Origin of the sequence: Streptococcus oralis, from assembly GCF_016028255.1 — a bacterium.
GTDB lineage: Bacteria > Bacillota > Bacilli > Lactobacillales > Streptococcaceae > Streptococcus > Streptococcus oralis_AC.
The window spans coordinates 163,314-183,655 of sequence record NZ_CP065707.1; the positions used below are offsets into that span (position 1 = coordinate 163,314).

Annotated in this window: 17 protein-coding genes and 1 pseudogene; all 18 read right to left on the minus strand. The window is 43.9% G+C overall.

What is annotated here, in order from left to right; all coding sequences use genetic code 11:
• Nucleotides 1–7 precede the first annotated feature (7 nt).
• Nucleotides 8–730 (minus strand): pseudouridine synthase, encoded by a 723-nt coding sequence (locus I6G42_RS00765; RefSeq protein WP_038804611.1) that lies wholly within the window; start codon nt 728–730, stop codon nt 8–10.
• A gap of 72 nt (nt 731–802) precedes the next feature.
• Nucleotides 803–1,033 (minus strand): GlsB/YeaQ/YmgE family stress response membrane protein, encoded by a 231-nt coding sequence (locus tag I6G42_RS00770; RefSeq protein ID WP_000901576.1) that lies wholly within the window; start codon nt 1,031–1,033, stop codon nt 803–805.
• Nucleotides 1,034–1,042: 9 nt separating this feature from the next.
• Complete coding sequence (locus tag I6G42_RS00775) at nt 1,043–2,284, minus strand: aminopeptidase (protein ID WP_038804612.1); 1,242 nt, start codon at nt 2,282–2,284, stop codon at nt 1,043–1,045.
• Nucleotides 2,285–2,299: 15 nt separating this feature from the next.
• Nucleotides 2,300–2,452 (minus strand): hypothetical protein, encoded by a 153-nt coding sequence (locus tag I6G42_RS00780; RefSeq protein ID WP_000776617.1) that lies wholly within the window; start codon nt 2,450–2,452, stop codon nt 2,300–2,302.
• A gap of 20 nt (nt 2,453–2,472) precedes the next feature.
• The gene (locus tag I6G42_RS00785; RefSeq protein ID WP_038804613.1) at nt 2,473–6,864 is read right to left on the minus strand and encodes a PolC-type DNA polymerase III; all 4,392 of its coding nucleotides are present in this window, start codon (nt 6,862–6,864) and stop codon (nt 2,473–2,475) included.
• A gap of 176 nt (nt 6,865–7,040) precedes the next feature.
• The gene (locus I6G42_RS00790) at nt 7,041–8,420 is read right to left on the minus strand and encodes a glycoside hydrolase family 1 protein (protein WP_038804614.1); all 1,380 of its coding nucleotides are present in this window, start codon (nt 8,418–8,420) and stop codon (nt 7,041–7,043) included.
• Nucleotides 8,421–8,518: 98 nt separating this feature from the next.
• Nucleotides 8,519–10,372, minus strand: a complete 1,854-nt coding sequence (locus tag I6G42_RS00795; RefSeq protein WP_038804615.1) for a proline--tRNA ligase — start codon at nt 10,370–10,372, stop codon at nt 8,519–8,521.
• A 16-nt stretch (nt 10,373–10,388) separates the two neighbouring features.
• Nucleotides 10,389–11,645 (minus strand): RIP metalloprotease RseP, encoded by a 1,257-nt coding sequence (gene rseP / locus I6G42_RS00800; RefSeq protein ID WP_038804616.1) that lies wholly within the window; start codon nt 11,643–11,645, stop codon nt 10,389–10,391.
• A gap of 15 nt (nt 11,646–11,660) precedes the next feature.
• Nucleotides 11,661–12,464 (minus strand): phosphatidate cytidylyltransferase, encoded by an 804-nt coding sequence (locus I6G42_RS00805; RefSeq protein WP_038804617.1) that lies wholly within the window; start codon nt 12,462–12,464, stop codon nt 11,661–11,663.
• An 8-nt stretch (nt 12,465–12,472) separates the two neighbouring features.
• Nucleotides 12,473–13,231, minus strand: coding sequence for an isoprenyl transferase (locus I6G42_RS00810; RefSeq protein ID WP_038804618.1), 759 nt, complete (start codon nt 13,229–13,231; stop codon nt 12,473–12,475).
• Between the two features lie 415 nt (nt 13,232–13,646).
• Nucleotides 13,647–14,411, minus strand: coding sequence for an amino acid ABC transporter ATP-binding protein (locus I6G42_RS00815; protein WP_000942258.1), 765 nt, complete (start codon nt 14,409–14,411; stop codon nt 13,647–13,649).
• Nucleotides 14,412–14,420: 9 nt separating this feature from the next.
• Complete coding sequence (locus I6G42_RS00820) at nt 14,421–15,143, minus strand: amino acid ABC transporter permease (RefSeq protein ID WP_000350571.1); 723 nt, start codon at nt 15,141–15,143, stop codon at nt 14,421–14,423.
• Between the two features lie 3 nt (nt 15,144–15,146).
• On the minus strand, nt 15,147–15,839 hold the full coding sequence (locus I6G42_RS00825) for an amino acid ABC transporter permease (protein ID WP_000255460.1): 693 nt from the start codon (nt 15,837–15,839) through the stop codon (nt 15,147–15,149).
• A 32-nt stretch (nt 15,840–15,871) separates the two neighbouring features.
• On the minus strand, nt 15,872–16,750 hold the full coding sequence (locus I6G42_RS00830) for a transporter substrate-binding domain-containing protein (protein WP_038804619.1): 879 nt from the start codon (nt 16,748–16,750) through the stop codon (nt 15,872–15,874).
• A gap of 11 nt (nt 16,751–16,761) precedes the next feature.
• Nucleotides 16,762–17,760 (minus strand): uroporphyrinogen decarboxylase family protein, encoded by a 999-nt coding sequence (locus I6G42_RS00835; RefSeq protein ID WP_038804620.1) that lies wholly within the window; start codon nt 17,758–17,760, stop codon nt 16,762–16,764.
• Between the two features lie 2 nt (nt 17,761–17,762).
• Nucleotides 17,763–17,966 carry a hypothetical protein gene (locus tag I6G42_RS00840; RefSeq protein ID WP_038804621.1) on the minus strand — a complete coding sequence of 68 codons (204 nt, stop codon included), beginning with the start codon at nt 17,964–17,966 and terminating at the stop codon, nt 17,763–17,765.
• A gap of 11 nt (nt 17,967–17,977) precedes the next feature.
• Complete coding sequence (locus I6G42_RS00845; protein ID WP_038804622.1) at nt 17,978–18,982, minus strand: uroporphyrinogen decarboxylase family protein; 1,005 nt, start codon at nt 18,980–18,982, stop codon at nt 17,978–17,980.
• A 218-nt stretch (nt 18,983–19,200) separates the two neighbouring features.
• Nucleotides 19,201–20,252 (minus strand): annotated as a pseudogene (locus I6G42_RS00850) (LLM class flavin-dependent oxidoreductase).
• Nucleotides 20,253–20,342: the final 90 nt, after the last annotated feature.

Below are 20,342 nucleotides of genomic sequence, written 5' to 3' on the forward strand. Positions count from 1 at the left end.
TATTGAACTAGCCTACGCTTGCAAGTAGGTTTTCTACTTCCTCCTTGCTCAAACGACGCCATTCTCCCCGTTTCAAATTCTCATCCAAAACTAGAGTCCCCATCGTCAAACGTTGCAGGTCTATTACTTCCTTGCCACAGTAAGCTACCATGCGTTTGACTTGATGAAACTTCCCTTCAGCAATGGTCACACGAACCAGACTTTGATTCTTTTCTCTATCAATAGACACAAGCTCCAGCTTAGCCGGCTGGCAGGTAAAGTCCTTGAGCGGAATGCCCTTGGCAAATGTCTCCACATCTTCTTGGGTCATAATACCTTTGACTTGAGCTAGATAAGTCTTATCCACATGACGTTTAGGCGAAAGAAGAGCATGGGCAAGCTGGCCGTCATTGGTCAAAAGCAGGAGGCCATGCGTGTCAATATCCAAGCGCCCTACTGGAAAAACTTCCTTGGTCCGAGCAATATCATCCAACAAGTCCAACACTGTTCTGTGTTTAGAATCCTCAGTCGCTGAAATGACTCCTTGGGGCTTGTTCATCATGTAGTAGACAAACTCTTCATACTCCAGCACTTGGCCATCAAAGCGAATCTCATCTCTTTCTTCATTAATCTGCAATTTAGCTGACTTTTCTTTTTTACCATTTACTGTCACGCGTCCAGCCTTGAGCAAGTTTTTGACTTCTGTCCGACTCCCCACAGCACAGGCAACTAAAAATTTATCTAATCTCATAGAACTATTATATCATACTCAAAAGGAGGCTGGTACAATGACCAACCTCCTTTTCTTTTCAGATTTAGGAACTTAACTTCCTCGTCTCCAGAAGATAGCTAAGACAAGCATGGCTCCCAAAACGGCAGGAATAACAGCTGTTCCCGCTAAAATTGGTCCCCAAGTTCCAAAGAGCAGATGCCCCAGAAAGGCACCAATCCAGCCGAGAAACATCTTCCCAAAGCATCCCATACTTTCTCCGCGATTGGTCAAAGCACCTGCCAAGAGTCCCACTAGGAGACCAACAAACATACTTCCTAGCATTGTAACTCCTTAAATTGCCCAATCTCCATTGCGGAAAAGGGGTACGCGTGTTCCATCCTCACGGATACCATCGATATCCATCTGATTAGAACCAATCATAAAGTCCACGTGAACATCTGAACGGTTAAGTCCCGCAGCTTCAAGTTCTTCTTCGCTCATCTCTGCGCCACCAACGACGCTAGTCGCATAGGCTGCACCGATAGCCAAGTGGTTTGAAGCATTCTCATCGAAAAGGGTGTTGAAGAAGGTAATGCCTGATTGAGAAATTGGACTTGGATCTGGTACCAAGGCACATTCACCCAAGGCACGCGCGCCCGCATTTTCAAAGACAAGGTCTTTCATGACCTGATCACCCTTCTCAGCTGAAATATCCACGATTTGACCATCCTTGAAGGTTACTTTAATCCCTTCGATGATATTGCCGTTATAGCTAAGTGGTTTTGTAGAAGTTACATAACCATCTGCACGACGGAAGTCAGGGGCCGTAAAGACTTCTTCTGTCGGCATATTTGGCAAGAATCCTTCGTCCTGTGCATTGACAGCACCAGCTGATTCCCAAACGTGGTTCTTTGGCAAGCCAAGAGTCAAATCTGTCCCTGGCGCTGTGTAGTGAAGGGCTGAGAATTGTTCTTTATTTAGCATTTCTGCCTTGCTCTTGAGGATAGCTGCATGCTCTTCCCAAGCCTTAACGGGATCTTCTTCGTAGACACGGCAAGTTTTGAAGATTTGGTCCCAGAGGAGGTCAACTGCTTCTTCGTCGCTTGTGGCATTTGGAAAGACTTTCTTAGCCCATTCAAGTCCAGCAGCGGCTGCTACAGTCCAGCTAACTTTGTTGGATTGCGTTGCGATACGCATTGGCTTCATGGCAAGTCCCATAGCTTTGGCAGAAGCCGAAAGCTTGTCAGCGTCTACTCCGTTCAAGGCACCTGGATCAGAAGAACGGACACCAAGACGGCTAGCCTTGTTTTCCAAGAGGTAGTTCATCTCAGCAATCTTGTATTCTGGCACATTGTCTAGACGCTCCATCGGCGCGTGGAGGAATTTCTCACGGTTGATGACATCATCTGTCCACTGAACGATGACCTCATGCGCACCCAAAGCATAAGCTTCTTTGACGATCAAGTGAGCCAACTCGCGTTGCTCCACATCGATAGAGAGAGCCAAGGTGTGACCAGGTTGTACGTTAATTCCGTTCGCAACCAACAATTTCGCATATTTTTCTAGATTTTCTTTAAAATTTGGTAAAACCATTCTATTCTTCCTTTTCTATTTTTCTTTCAAAGCAGAAAACAATCCTGCTAAAGCAATGGCACCAGACAAGAGTGCTGTCGATAGAATAATTGTTTCATCTGCCAGCTCTAACTGATAGTCAAAAACCTTTTCAGCTGGTTTATCTTCTGCAAAAATTCTTAGTTTCATTTTACTATTCCTCATCTCCTTTAAAACAACTCATCAAACAAACTCAACTGGTTATCCTCTGGCATATTTCCGAGAATCCCCATTTCATCCATCTTTTCAACCAAGGTTGATGAGAGTCCACCGCGCTTGCGTAGTTCTGTCTTAGAGAGGAACTCACCCTCTTCACGCGCACGCACCAACTGCTTAGCAACGTTCTCTCCCAGACCATCCATTGCTACAAATGGTGGAATGAGGGTATCCCCATCAATGAGGAACTCTGTCGCCTGACTACGATAAAGATCGAGTTTGCCAAACTTAAAGCCACGTTCCCACATTTCATTGACAATCTCAAGAGTTGTATAGAGGTCAATTTCCACATTAGAGGCTTCATTGTTCTTCCGTTTTTCAGCGATTTCTTCCATTCTGCGCTTAATAGCATCCAAGCCGGCACCCATGGTCTTGATATCAAAGGCCTTGGCGCGGATAGAGAAGTAAGCACAGTAATAATAAATCGGATGGTGAACCTTGAAGTAGGCCACACGCAAGGCCATCATAACGTAGGCTGCCGCATGGGCTTTGGGGAACATATACTTGATTTTCCCACAAGACTCGATATACCACTCGGGCACCTTATTGGCCTTCATAGCTTCGATATAGCCATTTCGCTCCTCTTCGGAAATCTTCAACCACAAACCCTTACGTACCCGTTCCATGATGGTAAAGGCCATCTTAGGTTCGAGACCAGCATGCATGAGGTAAACCATGATGTCATCCCGACAACCAATAACGGTTGATAGGTCTGCAATTCCTTGCTTGATCAAATCTTGTGCATTTCCTAACCACACATCGGTACCGTGAGACAACCCAGACAGCTGAAGCAACTCTGCAAAAGTTGTCGGATGCGTCTCATCTACCATCCCACGTACGAAGTTGGTTCCAAACTCTGGAATCCCCAGCATACCCGTCGGTGTTCCGATTTGTTCAGGAGTCACCCCTAGCACATCAGTCCCTGAAAAGAGGGCCATCACACCTTCATCATCCATAGGAATTTCATTAGGATCAATACCAGACAAGTCCTGCAATTTTCGAATCATGGTCGGATCATCATGCCCCAGCACATCGAGTTTGAGGACATTCTCATCGATATCGTGGAAGTTAAAGTGGGTGGTCTGCCATTCAGCCGTCACGTCATCCGCTGGATACTGGACTGGCGTAAAGTCGTAAACATCCATGTAGTTAGGGATAACAACGATTCCCCCTGGGTGTTGTCCCGTTGTCCGCTTGACACCAGCAGCACCTTGAGCTAGCCGCTCCACCTCTGCATCACGATAGAACTTGCCATAATCTCTCTCATAGCCCTTGACAAAGCCATAGGCAGTCTTAGCAGCTACCGTACCAACCGTTCCTGCACGGAAGGCATATTCCTCACCAAAGATATCACGCACATCCAAGTGGGCGCTAGGCTGGTCTTCTCCCGAGAAGTTCAAGTCAATATCGGGAACCTTGTCCCCATCAAAACCAAGGAAGGTCTCAAACGGAATATCCTGCCCATTTTTGCTGAGTTTATGACCACAGTTTGGACAGTCCTTATTGGGCATATCAAAACCTGAACCGTAAGAACCATCCGTGATAAACTCGCTGTACTGACACTGACCACAAATATAATGAGGAGAGAGAGGATTAACCTCCGTAATCCCAATCATAGTCGCAACAAAACTGGACCCAACAGACCCACGAGAACCAACCAAGTAGCCTCGTTCATTGGAACGTTGCACCAGCATCTGCGATGCCAGATAAATCACGGCAAATCCATTCCCCAGAATAGAAGTCAATTCTTTTTCAATCCGCAAATCAACGATATCTGGCAACGGATTTCCATAAATTTCAAAAGCTTTCTTATAGGTCAACTCAGCAACCGTTTCTTCAGCCTTATCGATGAAAGGTGTGTACAAGTCACCTTTTACAACCTCAACGGGTTCAAAGATATCTGCCAAGGCATTGGTATTTTCAATAACCAGTTTACGAGCCAGTTCCTCGCCTAAGAAGGCAAATTCATCCAACATCTCATTAGTCGTTCGAAAATGAGCTTTCGGAAGAGGAGCTGGTTGGGCATGTTCACCATGACCGATGGTTCGGTTAATCATAGCCCCTTGCCCCAAACTACGTACGATAATTTCACGGTAAATCTCTTCTTCCGGTTCGATATAATGGACATTTCCCGTAGCTAGAACAGGCTTACCAAGACGGTCTCCAACCTCTATCAAACTTTTGATAATAGTCTGGAGTTCCTCCATATCCTTGACCTGCTCCTTGGCAATCAAGGGAGCATAGATAGCTGGTGGCATGACCTCGATAAAGTCATAATACTTGGCCACTTCAACCGCCGCGTCCACACCTTGGGAAACGACTGCGTCAAAAACTTCACCCTCCGAGCAAGCCGACCCCAAAATCAAACCCTCCCGATGGGCATCTAGAACCGTTCTCGGAATCCGTGGCACCCCTTCAAAATACTTGGTGTTAGACAAAGAAACCAGCTTAAAAATATTTTTTAAACCAACTTGATTCTTGACATAAATAGTCGCATGCTTGATTCGAGCTTTTTTATAAGAGTCTGGACTGATTAGATCAATATTTAACCTAGCCAGATCGGTCACACCATGTTTTTCTGCTACCTCTTTGATAAAGATGAAAAGCAGACGACCTGTAGCTTCCGCATCGTAATTAGCCATGTGGTGGTGTTCAAGTGCTACACCAAAACGCTTGGTCAAAGGCCCCAAACCATGGCGTTTATACTCAGGATAGAGATTTCTAGCAAACTCCAGCGTATCGATGACTGGCTGGCTAATCTTAGGCAGACCATGACGCTCATAGTTAGCATTCATAAAGCCAACGTCAAAGGTCGCATTGTGAGCAACTAAGACTGTATCCTTGCAAAACTCTTGGAATTCTTGTAAAACTTGTTCCAGTGGTTTGGCATTTTTGACATGATCATCTGTAATACCTGTTAACTCAGTAGTAAAGGCTGACAAGGGATGCCCAGGATTGATAAATTCATCAAATTCGGCAATAACATTCCCCTTGTACATCTTAGAGGCCGCAACCTGAATCAAGTCATTATAGATGGCTGAAAGTCCCGTCGTTTCCACGTCAAAAACTACATAGGTCGCTTCTGACAAGTCCATCTCCACTTCGTTGTAAACGATAGGGACACGGTCCTCCACGATATTGGCTTCCATTCCATAGATAAGTTGAATTCCAGCTTTCTTAGCTGCCTTGTAGCCATGTGGGAAGGACTGGACATTCCCATGGTCCGTGATGGCAACCGCCTTGTGTCCCCACTTAGCAGCTGTCGCAACGATTTCTTCAACCTCTGGTAAAGCATCCATGGTTGACATATTGGTATGAGCATGAAACTCAATCCGACGCTCACCTTCTGGCATCAAATCCTTCCGCTCATAGTGAACAACTTCCTGCACATCCTGCACGTTCATGGTCAAATCGCGTGTGAAGTTATTCATCTCTACATTTCCACGAACTCGGAGCCAAGAATTCTTCTTAATGATGTCAAACTTCTGAGCCTCTTCTTCATTCTTAACCCATTTTTGCATTGAAAAACTTGAAGTGTAGTCCGTCATTTTAAAATTGATCAAAACGCGACCAGTTCTGGTCACTTTATGTTCCACATCAAAAACGACCCCTTCAAAGACTAGACGATTTTCCTCAGTTGTCACGTCGATCATCTGGGTAACTTCTGCCTTATCTAGTTTTGGCTTAGCCGCAGCTTTTTTAGCCTGAAAATCGAAGGCTGGTTTCTCTTCTACTGGAGGAGGAGCCATTTGTTCTAGTTGTTCCATAGCCCGCAAAGCCTCTTCATTGGCAGCCTGTACAATTTGTTCATTCTCCGTATGGAAGGCTTTCTCCTGCTCTTGTGTAAGGGCATCATTCTTTTCTATTTGGCATACAAAAGCTGGAAAACCAAACTTTTCAAGTTGCTTTGCTAAATTAGGAAGATGATTTTTCTTAAAGTGTTCCTTATCAATCGCCTCTGAACCTTCAATAAAGAGTTGATTTCCTTCCGCACGAACTTGCAAATTCTGATAAAGAGACTTAAATCCTTGGCTAGCACATGGACCTTCAGAAAAAGCCTCCCTATAGTAGGCCTGCAAGAGTTCATTTGAAAATTCCTGAGAGAGCACCTTGATTTCGAAAACAGCTTTATTCCCAGTCTTAGAAAATTCTTCACTAAGCCCTTTCTTTAACTCTAGAAATATTTCGATAGGTAAAATTTTAGAAAATACAAAATGAAATTCCCAAATCTTACTAATTTTATGAACCACAACACGCTCAATACTTGCATCAACAAGAGCAGGATCCTGTCGCAGCTGATCAGAGATTCCCAGTTGATTCATTAAAATTTCAAACTTACTTGACATTCAATTTCCTCACATTATTCTCTTACTATTTTACCATAATTAAAGAAAATATATAGCCAGTACCATCTCCCTCGCGACTTAGATGGAAAGATTTTATCATACTTGTAATAGATAAAACTATACTGACTCGTAGTCACATATTAAAAAGTGAGATGATTTTCATCTCACTTTTATTCTTAAAATCCATTATTGTCGCTGAGCTCTTTGAACCAGTGGCCTGATTTCTTCAGGTGGCGTTCCTGCGTTTCCAAGTCAAGCTCAACTAGACCATAGCGGTTTTTATAGCTATTGAGCCATGACCAACAATCAAGAAAGGTCCAAATCAAGTAACCCTTACAGTTGGCCCCGTCTTCAATGGCACGGTGAAGTTCACGCAGATGCCCTTTGACAAAGTCGATACGATAGTCGTCTTGAATCATGCCATTCTCACGGAACTTGTCTTCACCTTCAACACCCATGCCATTCTCTGTCAACATCCACTCAATATTACCATAATTTTCCTTGATATTTTGGGCAATATCATAAATCCCTTGCTCATAGATTTCCCAACCGCGGTGGGGATTGATCTTACGACCAGGCATAACATAAGGCTCGTAAAAATGTTCTGGCAAGAGCGGACTGTCTGGATGCTTGGCAAAACGTGGCGCCATGACACGCAAAGGTTGGTAATAGTTGACTCCAAGAAAGTCCACTGTATGGTCACGAATAAGCTCTAACTCTTCAACAGTGTACTCTGGTAGCAAATCATGCTCAGACAAAATTTCCACCAATTCCTCTGGATAAGTCCCCAAGACAGACGGATCTAGGAAAGATTGAGCTTGAAAGAGATCGGCAATGCGAGCGGCCTTGACATCTGCAGGATGCTGGCTACGTGGGTAAGCTGGTGTCAAGTTAAGAACAACCCCAATCTTCGAACCCGGCAAAATCTCATGACAGGCCTTCACCGCAAGACTACTAGCCAGTTGCGTATGATAGGCAACCTTAACCGCCGCATTGGCATCTACCTTGTGAGGATAGTGGGCATCATAGAAATAACCAAACTCTACGGGTACAATGGGTTCATTGAAGGTAATCCATTGGTCTACCAAGTCACCGTAAGTCTCAAAACAAAAACGAGCATAGTCTTCATAAGCCTTGACAGTTTCCTTATTTTCCCAACCATCGCCGTCTTCTTGGAGGGCAAATGGCAGGTCGAAGTGATAGAGATTGACTAAGAGACGAATCCCCTTGGCCTTAATAGCCTCAAAAACCTGACGGTAGAAAGCCACCCCTTGCGGATTGACCTCTCCACGACCTTGCGGGAAAATACGAGACCACTGAATAGAAGTTCGGAAGGCTGTATGCCCAGTCTCTACCAAAAGCTCAATATCCTTTTCCCAGTTTTCATAGAAGGTCGATGTTTTATCAGGTCCAATTCCATTGTAGTAGCGGTTTGGCTCTACTTGATACCAATAATCCCAGAGATTATCTCCCTTGCCGTCACCTGGCACTCGCCCTTCTGTCTGTGGTCCAGAAGTGGAGGAACCCCAGACAAAATCCTTTGGAAATTTTAGCATAGCTTTACCTCTTCGTTTATTCATTTTTCCCATTATATAGAAAAAACAAGGTAAAAACTAGTTACATTTTTGCCTTGTTTTTCTTCTGATTATAGTTTTTATTTCTTGCTGAGGATTTCAAGGGTTTCGAGCAAGTTGTCTGCATGAACTTCGATGGTGTCACCAGTCGCCTTAATCTTAACTTCTACGATGCCATCGGCTGCTTTCTTCCCAACAGTGATACGGATTGGCAGACCAATCAAGTCGCTATCGCTAAACTTCACTCCGACACGTTCGTTACGGTCGTCTGTCAAGACTTCGTAACCAGCATCCATCAAGTTAGCTTCCAGTTTATCTGTCAAGGCTTGCGCTTCTTCGTCTTTGACATTGACAGTGATCAAGTGGACATCAAATGGTGCCAATTCTTTAGGGAAGTTGATTCCCCAAGCATAACGGTATTCACCTTTTGGTGTTTTATTGACAAAAAGGCGAGCGTGTTGCTCCATAACTGCTGAGAGAAGACGGCTAACACCGATACCGTAACAACCCATGATGATTGGCACAGCACGGCCATTTTCATCCAAAACATCTGCGCCCATACTTGCTGAATAACGAGTTCCGAGTTTAAAGATGTGACCAATTTCGATACCACGCGCAAAGTTAAGCACTCCTTGTCCGTCTGGGGAAATTTCACCCTCACGAACTTCGCGGATATCTACGTATTCTGCAGTGAAATCACGACCTGGGTTCACACCCGTCAAGTGGTAACCATCTTCGTTGGCCCCCACAACAGCATTGCGAACATCTTGTACCTTACGGTCTGCAATGATTTTCACATTTTCTGGCAAACCAACTGGGCCAAGCGAACCAAAGCCAGCTGAGATAACATTTGCTACTTCTTCCTCGCTCGCAACATCAAAGAAATCTGCACCCAAGTGGTTTTTCAACTTGACTTCATTGAGTTGGTCATTTCCAACTAGAAGGGCTGCAACAAGCTCACCATCTGCCATGTAGAAGAGGGTTTTGATTGTTTGTTCTTCTGGGACATTTAGGAAGACTGCGACTTCATCGATGGATTTAACACTTGGAGTTTCCACTCGAGTCACTTCTTCTTCCGCAACGACACGGTTGCTTGGTTTGTACTCGTTTGTTGCCATTTCTAAGTTAGCTGCATAGCTAGACTCACTTGAGTAGGCAATGGTATCTTCACCAGAAACCATCCATTTAAGCAATTCTGCCTTGATTTCTTCTTGCACTTCTGCAGGAATTTCGTCAAAGGAGGCAACTGACTTGTCTAAGACAACCCAGCGATCGAGGTCTGTACGGGCTGGTGTAATCGCCATAAATTCTTGGCTATCCTTACCACCCATGGCGCCACCGTCACCGATGATGGCCTTGAAATCCAAACCACTACGAGTGAAAATTCGTTCGTAGGCCGCCTTGTACTCGTCATATGTTACATCCAAACTATCATAATTAGCATGGAAACTATATCCATCTTTCATGATAAATTCACGCGTGCGGAGAAGTCCGTTACGTGGACGTTTTTCATCACGGTACTTGGGCTGGATTTGGTAAAGGTTGAGTGGCAATTGCTTGTAAGACTTGACAGAGTCACGAACAATAGCTGTAAAAGTCTCTTCGTGTGTCGGACCTAGGATAAAGTCCGATTTTTCACGGTTTTTCAATTTATAAAGGTCTTCACCATAGGTTTCATAACGACCTGATTCACGCCAAAGATCGGCACTAAGAAGGGCCGGAGCTAGCATTTCTACCGCACCAATCTTATCAAACTCTTGGCGCATGATATTCTTAGCCTTTTCAATCACACGGTTAGCAAGTGGTAGGTAAGAATAAACACCTGCAGAAACTTGACGAACATAGCCAGCACGCAACATAAGGGCGTGGCTGATAACTTGAGCATCGCTTGGCATTTCGCGAAGCGTAGGGATTAGCATTTTACTTTGTTTCATAATATTCCTCGATTATCTAAAAGAAGAGTCGCATAATGTCATTCCAGGTCACAGCTAGCATCAAGACAACCATGATAACTACACCAGCCATGGTGACATAGGTTTCAATTTCTTGTTTAAGGGGTTTCCGGCGGATAGCCTCTAGGATATTGAGCACAATCTTTCCACCATCCAAAGCCGGAATCGGAATCAAATTAAAAATTCCGATATTGATGGAAATCATAGCTAGGAAATAGAGGATATTCTCAATTCCATTTTTAGCAGCATCGCTACTTGCCTTAAAAATGGCAACGGGACCACCGAGTTTGTTCAAATCTGGATGGAAAATCAAGTTTTTCAGAGCCGAAAGGATACGGAGCCCTGAGTCAGCAGCGGTCGTAAATCCACCAACAAACATGGATAGAAAGTCTGACTTGACCCCCGGTTGAACCCCGAGAATGTAACGTCCTTGATTTTCTTCTGGCGTCACAGTGACTTGCTTTTCGCTACCATTTTCAGAAATGGTCACATCCAAGGTCGGGGCGGTCTTGTCCTTGGTATCTGCTTCCACAGACTGGGTCAAGTCTTGCCAATTCTTAATCTCATGTGAGCCGACCTTGGTAATTTGGGCGGTCTCAGCTACGCCTACCTTTGCCAAAGCTCCCTCTGGCATGACATGAAAGAGATTGGTCTGAGTATCTCTAACACCGCCCTGCAAAAAGATCAAGATCCAAAAAACAACAACACCTAAGATAAAGTTATTCATGGGACCTGCAAAGTTGGTGATGAGCTTGCCCCAGATAGAAGCATTTTGATACTGTACATCCAGAGGAGCGATGCGTACTTCAGTACCATCTTCTTCAACAACCGTTGCATCATGATCCACAGCAAAGGTCTTTTCTTCTTCCAAGACCAAGCCTTTAATGAAGAGCTTGTCTTCAAAGTCAAACTGGGTTACCTGCATAGGAAGAGCCGTTTGATCCAACTTCTTCCCTGAGAGGTTAATCCGTTTGACCTTACCATCATCAGCAAGTGTTAAACTGACTGGGGTTCCTGTCTTGATTTCCGTCGCATCATCGCCCCAACCAGCCATACGAACATATCCTCCTAAAGGAAGGATCCGAATGGTATAAGCAGTGCCATCCTTACCGATATGGGCAAAAATCTTGGGGCCCATACCAATAGCAAATTCACGAACTAGAATGCCTGATTTCTTGGCAAAATAAAAATGTCCAAACTCATGCACCACCACGATAATCCCAAAAACCAGGATAAAGGTTAGCAATCCAATCATTCAATATTCCTTTCTTTAAAACAGGCCAAACAAGTGCATGATAGGAAAGACAACTAGCATACTGTCAAAACGATCCAACACACCGCCATGTCCAGGGATAAATTTGCCAGAATCCTTGACACCGAAATGGCGTTTCATGGCACTCTCAATCAAGTCACCAAACTGACCCGCCACACTGAAGAAGACGGCAAAGAGGCTCATTCTATAAATCCCATAAGGGAGAGCAACTGTGCTGTCTACTAGCATGAAGATTGCTGTTACCAGTACCGCACCTAGAATCCCACCGATAAAGCCCTCAATACTCTTATTAGGAGAAACTCTTGGTGCCAACTTATGCTTGCCAAAATTCATCCCTATCAGGTAAGCCGCACTATCTGTCGCCCAAACGATAAAGAGGGCCAGAAGCACCTTGTCAAAACCTGCCACCCGAGCATCTAGTAAGGCATTAAAACCAAAACCAACATAAAAGCTCACAGCAATTGGAAAGGCAGCATCTTCAATCGTATAGTTTTTACTGAAAACGGTCGTCCCTAGCATAATTGTAATCAAAACACTGTAGGCAACCACATTCCCGTCAACTGGCAGGAATGTCAGATAGTTTTCTAAAGGAATTGTGAGGGCAAAGGTCGCAAAGAGGGTCAAAGCCCCCTCAATGGTCATGGTCTTTAGCCCCTTCATCTGCAAGAGTTCATGGACAGCCAGCATGGCTAACAAACCAATCCCTACCTGCAACAAGAGTCCTCCCACAAACAAAATGGGAAGGAAAATAGCCAGGGCCAATCCAGCAAACAATGTTCTCTTTTGTAAATCTTGGGTCATATCTTCTCCTAAACTCCTCCAAAACGGCGATTGCGACGATTATAGGCCGTAATAGCCTCCTGCAAAGATGTCTCATCAAAATCAGGCCACAAGGTATCCGTAAAGTAAAGCTCACTATAGGCTGCTTGCCATGGCAAGAAATTACTCAAACGCAACTCGCCACTCGTGCGGATAATCAAATCAGGATCTCGCAAATCCTTTGGCAGGCGCTGTGTGAAAAGATAATCCCCTATCATATCTTCTGTAATATCACCAGGATTGATTTTGGCATCTAGAACTTCCTGAGCCAAGCTCTTAAAAGCCTGCGTAATTTCAGCACGACCACCATAGTTAAGCGCAAAATTGAGAATCAAGCCTGTATTGTTCTTGGTCAATTCCTCTGCTTTTTTCAAAGCTTCAAAAGTCGGCTTAGGCAGACGGTCTGTCTCCCCAATCATCTGAATCTTAACGTTATTTGCGTGCAATTCAGGGACGTAGTTATCATAAAATTCGACTGGCAAATTCATGATAAACTTGACCTCTTGATCTGGGCGTGTCCAATTTTCCGTTGAAAAGGCATAAACCGTGATGACCTTAACTCCCATCTTGTTAGCTGCCTTGGTTACCTTTTGGAGGGCTTCCATTCCCGCCTTATGACCAAAAACCCGTGGTTGCATCCGTTTTTTAGCCCAACGACCATTCCCATCCATGATGATGCCAATATGAGCAGGAACCTGTGTTGGAACCTCGACTTCTACAGCTTTATCTTTCTTAAAAAATCCAAACATGTTCTTATTCCTATTCAAAAATCTATCGTTTCATTATACCATATTTCCCTATTTTCTTCTATTGCTAAGTTATTAGCTCTCCGTAAAGACAAAAATTAAGCCGCCTAATTGGGCGACTTAGTTTTATAGGGAGATTATTATGAAAAAGTTTTAGGAGTTTAAGTTAAGTTTCTCTTAACTTATGAACTTAGTATACACCTCCTAGCTTAAATTTTTCTTAAGTTTTTTGAGAAATGAAAAATCTAAAATAAGATTGCCCACTTGAGTGTACGAAAAGTACCTCAAATCATCTCAAATAGCCAATCTAAGTCTAAAACCTAGCTTTTTCTGAAAGTCATTTCAAGCTGACACCTTTTTCCATAGTTTATAGATTGGAACTTTGCCTCATAAGTTACTTTCATAATGCACTTATCCATCAAATCATATATTCTACACTATAGCTAGCATCTGATAAGATACGAGCCAGAAACTGCTTGGTTCGTTCTTCCTGCGGACGACTAAAGAAGTCATGTGGATTATTCTCCTCTACGATACGGCCTCCGTCCATGAAAATAACGTGGTTAGCGACATCCCTAGCAAATCCCATCTCATGCGTGACGACCACCATGGTCACACCTTCTCCCGCCAACTGTTTCAGAACATCCAAAACATCTCCAACCAACTCAGGGTCTAGTGCAGATGTTGGTTCATCTAGCAAAATGACCTCGGGCTTGACGGCAATGGCACGCGCAATTCCTATTCGTTGTTGTTGTCCTCCAGATAGTTGTGAAGGGTAGTAGTCCTTATAAGCAAGTAAACCAACTTTTTCCAAGGCAGATTCTGCACGTTTAAGCGCTTCTTCCTTGGGAACTTTACGAGCCACGATTAGGCCTTCTAGAATATTTTCCAGAGCAGTTTTGTTTGCAAATAGATTGTAGTGTTGGAAAACAAAGGCTGTTTTTTGGCGAATTTCTAGAATGTCTTTCTTGCTTAATTTAGCTAAGTCATAGGTCTTTCCTGCCAAGGTCAACGTGCCACTGTCAGCTTTTTCTAAGTGGTTGAGGCAACGGAGAAAGGTCGTTTTCCCCGAACCTGATGGTCCTAAAATAACGACGACATCCCCTTGGTTGACCTGAAGATTGACATCCTCCAGAACCTGCCTCTCACCAAATGTTTTTGCGATATGTTCTACTTGTAACATCCTATCCTCCTATACAAAACGTGCGCTAGATGCTTTTGCTCTCTTTTCTTTTTTCACATAGCCTTTCTCCAGTAGGAAGAAGCCCCACTGAATCAAACCACAGATCAAAATATACTGCAAAAAGATCACAAAATAAGACTCAAAATACTGGTAACCGTAGGACGCTTCCACACGGGCAATAGCAGTGATATCCTTGATAGTCATAACAAAGACCAGGGAGGTCCCTTTGACGATATTGATCACCAGATTGGCCAAGTTAGGCAAGGCTGAGCGCAAGGCTTGAGGAAAAACAATCCTTAGATAGGCCTGGGTCGTAGTCAGTCCAATCGCATGCGCCGCCTCTAGTTGTCCCTTGTCCACCGTCAAAATAGCTGAACGCAAAATCTCCGACAAACTCCCGACTGTCATCAAACTATAAATGATAAAGGCATAGTAGAGAGGATCAAGTTTGAAAATATCAAAGTCACTTCCTATGCTTTTGAAAAATTGATTCAGCAGACTTGGAAACAAACTATAAAAGAAGAGAATCAATAAAATCGGAGGAGTCGCTCGGATAAACGCCAGATAGACCAGAGAAAAACTCCTCACCCCTCGAATCTTGTAAATCTGCCCCAAGGCTAAAAATAGAGCAGGTAAAAAACTTAAGACCATGGCCACAATCATGATGACCAAGGTGATTGGCACACCTTTCAAGGTCTCCAGAAAGGTCTTTACAATATAGTCTATGTCCATTTCTTACCTCCCTTTTGTTTCCAAAGACTTCTCAAGCAAACGACTCAAGCTAGAAATAACCAAAGCAATCCCCCAGTAAAGAAGCGCAACTGCCGTATAGGTTTCCAGTGAGTAGTTCCCTAAATTGCGACTGATCAAGAGATTGCCTGCCCCCATAACATCAACGAAACCAATCGTATAGGCCAAGGCAGCATCCCGCATGAGATTGAGAATAGCGGTTGTTATGTTGGGAAGAGCAACTTGAAAAGCTTGGGGAAAAATGATTCTCCAAAAAGTTTGACTTGGAGTCAGACCAATACTAAGCCCTGCCTCTGTCTGCCCCTTTGGAATAGCTTGATAGGCCGCCTTGAAAACCTCGGCAACGATAGCCGCAAACAAGAGAATCATCGTCAAGAGAACAAAAATAGTTTTAGACCAGTTGTTGATATCCAAACCAAGCCACCATTTCAGAAATTCTGGCAAGCCATAAAAGACTAGAAAAAGCAAGACAATCGGCGGTGTACAACGAAGGGTAAAGATATAGCCTTTGGAAATCGCTGCAAAACTCTTGTCTTCTCCTACTTGTGCCCAGGCCAAGAGACCTCCAAAAAGGGAACCAAGAAGAGTGGTAAAAAAGAGAATGGACAAGGTCATAGGAAGTGCCTGCCATAAGGTCGGTAAAAACTGAAAGACCTTGGAAAAATCATAAGAAACCATGCAAAACCCTTTCTAGTCTTGGAATTTCTGGTCTAGTCTTTGTCTACGTAACTAAAGACATCTTCTTTAAAGTATTGCTGAGATAGCTTAGCAAGCGTGCCATCTTCTTTCAACTCTTTGATTGCTTTTTCGTATTCTTTAGCGAATTTCTCACCCTTTTCATCACGGTGAATCAAGGGATAAGTTGGAATACCCTTGTATGGGAACCAGCTGAGTTTATCCGCATATTGGTGGTAAGGGCCATCTTCTGCGGTAACTGCTTTTTCAAAGGACAGTTTGATATCAAAGAAGGCGTCATAACGTCCTTCTAAGACCCAGGCATAGGCATCTGCCACCTTAAAGGATTCTGCTGCTGTCAGCTCAATCGGTGCATCCTGATGTTTTTCATTGTAGCTGGTGATAACATTCCATTGAGCATTCTGTGGAGAGATAGGAACCAATTTCCCTTTATTCTTAGCAAAGTCATCAATGGTTTTGTATTTCTGTTCATCTTCTTTTCTGACAGTAAATCCGATGATGCTCGCTCCGACTGGTTCCGATGGAATGACAAACTTTTTAGCTCGTTCGTCTGTGTACCAAGCTCCCTTGGTTCCGATGTCATACTTGCCTGATTCCAGACCAATCAAGAGGTCGTCATCACTGGTACCCGTATATTCAAATTTATAGTTTGCCAACTTCTCATCAACAGCCTTCAAAACAGCTACTTCATAACCATCTGATTCCCCTTTTTCATTGACAAAGTCATAAGGTATGTAGTTTTGTGTATGGGCAACCTTCAAGGTTATGACTTCAGCAGATGAAGCCGTTTCTCCCTCCTTGGCCGGAGCGCCAGCTAAACTTCTCCCGATAATCGTTGCCCCAATTACTGCAACAACTGCTACACCACCGATAATCCATGCTTTTTTACTCATCTTTTTCTCCTTTAGTTTTCAAGCGCTTCTCTCACCCACTGGATACGTTCAACTGCGATATCACTTGGAATAGTACAATCTGCCCCAAGTACCAAGCCCTGTTCCCCAGCTTCTGCAACTAGTTTCTTTGCCTTAGCCTGAATGGCATCCTTGCTACCAGTATACAGTAAGCCTGTCTTGCCATTTTCGAATCCTCCAAGAACCGTACGTCCCTTGAAAATCTCACGACCTTCCTTGAGAGTGATTCCCTCTGGTCCTACAGCCCAGTTAAAGACTTGGGCTGGATAGTCTGCAAAAAGGTGAATATCATTTCGCGCTCCCTCGTAGCCACAGATATGAAGAACTGTGACGCCACCAACAGCACTAGCTGCTTCCAGAACCGTTATCTCGCTAGGGGCAATGACGGCTTGATAATCTGCTGCCAACACTCGTTGATCTTGGATACTCTGCACGCTGAGGTAGATTCCGTCAGCACCAGCCTCTTCGATGACAGCTCGGCTGAGACTCGCAATATCTTCTGCAATCACATCCAACACCTTCTTCAGAGCTTCAGGATCTTCCACCAGAAAATCTGCAATGAGGTCATCGCCACCAGACACTTCCCCTAGTAGCCACTTGAGATAGGTCACAGGAGCAAAAATATTGTAAATCGCAACGATATCTTCTGTAAACTCTTGCTTAATTTTCTTAACCAAGTCCACCTGCTCTTTTATCCAAGCGTGCTCTGGTCCGAGTGGTTGAATGGTCGCCAATTCTTGAAGTGATTTTCCTTGAGCAATCGCTGGATTTGGATAAGCAAAGTAGCCATCACTCATGAGTTTGATAAAGTCTGGCTGAACTTCTCGTATAAAGCGCTTATGCCCCTCGATATTCTTCTTGATAATGGCTGGATTTGAGAAACCGTGTAGCCATTCGTCTTCGGATGTGAAATGGTGCCAAAAGCCAACTGGCACACGATCAACCTTCTCACCTTTAAATGCTTTTAAAACCCATTCTCTTTTTTCTGACATTCTTATTCTCCATTTCTTACTTTTTCAACTAATAAACTGCTTGCGATATCATTCGAGCGTAGAAAGGGGAGACTGGACTTGGAAAAATCCTGAACTCCACGACATCTTTCTCCATTTTTACAATGCTCATTTTTTACAACGCTTATGGCAACCAAGGCCAGCAAACTGATAACTGCAATGAAGATGCCCCATCTTTTACTTTTCATAGCTCCTCCTTTTAGAGAACAGCTGCCTGCCGAATCCAGTCTAACCTCTCTAAGTCAAAGTCATCTGGAACAGTACAGTCAGCTCCCAGAAGAATGCCTTTACTACCCGCTTCAGCCAGCAACCGCCTTGTTTCATTTTGCAATTCTGCCTTGGAACCTTGATAAAGCAAGCTTTTCTTGCCATTTTCAAATCCACCTAAAACGGCCTTACCTGGAAACAACTCTTGACCCTGTGTCAAACTAACACCCTCATGGTGGGTCGCCCAGTTGACCACTTGAGCTGGATAGTCCTTAAATATCGTCACATCATTGCTCGCACCTTCAAAACCACAAATATGGAGGATATTGATCCCACCAACCTGATTGGCTGCTTCCAAAATCACTATATTGCTCGGTTCGATATAGGTTTGGTAGAGCGCTGGTGTGATGCGCTCATCTTGAATTTCCTGGGTGCTGAGGTAAATCCCGTCGACACCGCCTTGCTGGATGATTTTCTGAGTTAGGATAGCAATATCTCCTGCAATCACATCTAGAATCGCTCTGAATTGCTCAGGATTTTCTAGCAATAGATCAGCCACTTCCTTATCTCCTCGAGAAGTTTCTGTACGGAACCAGCGCTTGAGGTAGGAGATAGGCGAAAAGATATTGTAGAAAGAAGCAATCTCTTCGGTAAAGGTCTCTCGAATTGCTTGTACCACTTCCACCTGTTGCTGAATCCATGGGTGATCCTCACTAATCGACTCAATAGAAGTCAGCTCCTGAATGCTTGCAATCTTAGGATTATAGACATTACTTGGATAAAGGAAAAAACCGTCACTCATAATTTTGACAAAATCAGGACGAATCCTTTCCACATAGTTGCGATGTCCATCAACACTTTTTTGAAAGATACGTGGATTATTTAATCCTTGCCCCTTTTCTTCGAGTGTTACAAAATGAAACCAAAATCCCACAGGAACTCTTTCCACTTCATCGCCTCGAATCGCTCTAAAGACTAAATCTCTTTTACTTGCCATACCTCTCTCCTTCCATTTGGATTGAAACCATCTTACCACTCCTTTTTTCCTTTTCCCAATATATATTGACTATAGACTTGATTGGGAATTTTTATATCTATAAAGAAAAAAATCCCTGAAAAGCTTGATGTTACTAGCCTTTCAAAGATTCACTTTATTTTCATCTATTTTTCAAAAAGGAGTTGATATAGATTTTCTATCAAGCCGATTGGATTTTTTTATAATCCCTCTTTCATGGCAAAGTAAGCACGTATTTTGGGCGCCACTTGTGTGCCAAAGAGTTCAATAGCTCTCAAAACTTGATCATGAGGCATGGAACCAAGCGGTAGATGGAGCATGAAACGGTCCAAGTCTAAATCCTCAATCATGCGAATCAATTTTTCTGCCACCTGGTCTGGATTTCCCACAAACATGGCACCATTTGGACCAACTTGCTCCAAATATTGCTCATAGGTCAACTCCTGCCAGTGTGGACGTTCCTTGGAAATCGCATCCACCACTTGCTTGGTCGGATGGAAATAATCTTTTACAGCCTGTTCGCCATCCTCAGCAATCCAGCCCCAAGAATGAGCGCCCACTTTCAGGCCTTTATCCGCATAACCGGCTTCCCTACCAATCTCACGATAAGCTTGAATCAATTTCTTGAAGTAGCGCGGATTACCACCGATAATGGCATAGACAATCGGCAGCCCCGCCTGAGCAATCTTCACTGTTGACTCTACATGACCACCTGTCGCCACCCACAATGGCAATTTCCTCTGAACCGGACGGGGATAAACTTCTTTTCCAGCAATGCTTTGGGTCAATTGCCCCTGCCAGTTCACTTGGGTGCTTTCATTTGCCAACTGAAGCAGATCTAACTTTTCATCAAAGAGAGCTTCGTAATCTTTCAAGTTATAGCCAAACAGGGGGAAGGATTCGGTGAATGAACCACGCCCAGCCATAATCTCTGCACGGCCATTTGACAAGGCGTCGATGGTGGCATATTGTTGGAACAAGCGAATCGGATCCATACTCGAGAGAATGCTGACTGCACTGGTCAAACGAATTTTCTTGGTATTAACCGCACCAGCTGCAAGAACAAGCTCTGGCGCCGATACCGCAAAGTCCTCCCGATGATGCTCCCCAATCCCATACACATCCAAACCAACCTTGTCAGCCAGTTCAATCTCCGCCACCAACTGACGAATGCGTTCGCATGACTGTAAGTCTGTCCAGTCCCTTCCAAAGCTGTTGTTTCACCAAATGTTGAAATTCCTAATTCTACCATCTTATTTCCTCGCTATCTCTTTTAGTTTCAGGATATTTTATCACTAATTAGTTTTATTTTCAATGAATTTGCTCATTAGAAAAAAGCCTA

Excerpts from the sequence above, each read along its gene's own strand:
- I6G42_RS00765 (WP_038804611.1), bottom strand. The coding sequence starts at position 730 with ATGAGATTAGATAAATTTTTAGTTGCCTGTGCTGTGGGGAGTCGGACA.
- I6G42_RS00770 (WP_000901576.1), bottom strand. The coding sequence starts at position 1,033 with ATGCTAGGAAGTATGTTTGTTGGTCTCCTAGTGGGACTCTTGGCAGGT.
- I6G42_RS00775 (WP_038804612.1), bottom strand. The coding sequence starts at position 2,284 with ATGGTTTTACCAAATTTTAAAGAAAATCTAGAAAAATATGCGAAATTG.
- I6G42_RS00780 (WP_000776617.1), bottom strand. The coding sequence starts at position 2,452 with ATGAAACTAAGAATTTTTGCAGAAGATAAACCAGCTGAAAAGGTTTTT.
- I6G42_RS00785 (WP_038804613.1), bottom strand. The coding sequence starts at position 6,864 with ATGTCAAGTAAGTTTGAAATTTTAATGAATCAACTGGGAATCTCTGAT.
- I6G42_RS00790 (WP_038804614.1), bottom strand. The coding sequence starts at position 8,420 with ATGCTAAAATTTCCAAAGGATTTTGTCTGGGGTTCCTCCACTTCTGGA.
- I6G42_RS00795 (WP_038804615.1), bottom strand. The coding sequence starts at position 10,372 with ATGAAACAAAGTAAAATGCTAATCCCTACGCTTCGCGAAATGCCAAGC.
- rseP (WP_038804616.1), bottom strand. The coding sequence starts at position 11,645 with ATGATTGGATTGCTAACCTTTATCCTGGTTTTTGGGATTATCGTGGTG.
- I6G42_RS00805 (WP_038804617.1), bottom strand. The coding sequence starts at position 12,464 with ATGACCCAAGATTTACAAAAGAGAACATTGTTTGCTGGATTGGCCCTG.
- I6G42_RS00810 (WP_038804618.1), bottom strand. The coding sequence starts at position 13,231 with ATGTTTGGATTTTTTAAGAAAGATAAAGCTGTAGAAGTCGAGGTTCCA.
- I6G42_RS00815 (WP_000942258.1), bottom strand. The coding sequence starts at position 14,411 with ATGTTACAAGTAGAACATATCGCAAAAACATTTGGTGAGAGGCAGGTT.
- I6G42_RS00820 (WP_000350571.1), bottom strand. The coding sequence starts at position 15,143 with ATGGACATAGACTATATTGTAAAGACCTTTCTGGAGACCTTGAAAGGT.
- I6G42_RS00825 (WP_000255460.1), bottom strand. The coding sequence starts at position 15,839 with ATGGTTTCTTATGATTTTTCCAAGGTCTTTCAGTTTTTACCGACCTTA.
- I6G42_RS00830 (WP_038804619.1), bottom strand. The coding sequence starts at position 16,750 with ATGAGTAAAAAAGCATGGATTATCGGTGGTGTAGCAGTTGTTGCAGTA.
- I6G42_RS00835 (WP_038804620.1), bottom strand. The coding sequence starts at position 17,760 with ATGTCAGAAAAAAGAGAATGGGTTTTAAAAGCATTTAAAGGTGAGAAG.
- I6G42_RS00840 (WP_038804621.1), bottom strand. The coding sequence starts at position 17,966 with ATGAAAAGTAAAAGATGGGGCATCTTCATTGCAGTTATCAGTTTGCTG.
- I6G42_RS00845 (WP_038804622.1), bottom strand. The coding sequence starts at position 18,982 with ATGGCAAGTAAAAGAGATTTAGTCTTTAGAGCGATTCGAGGCGATGAA.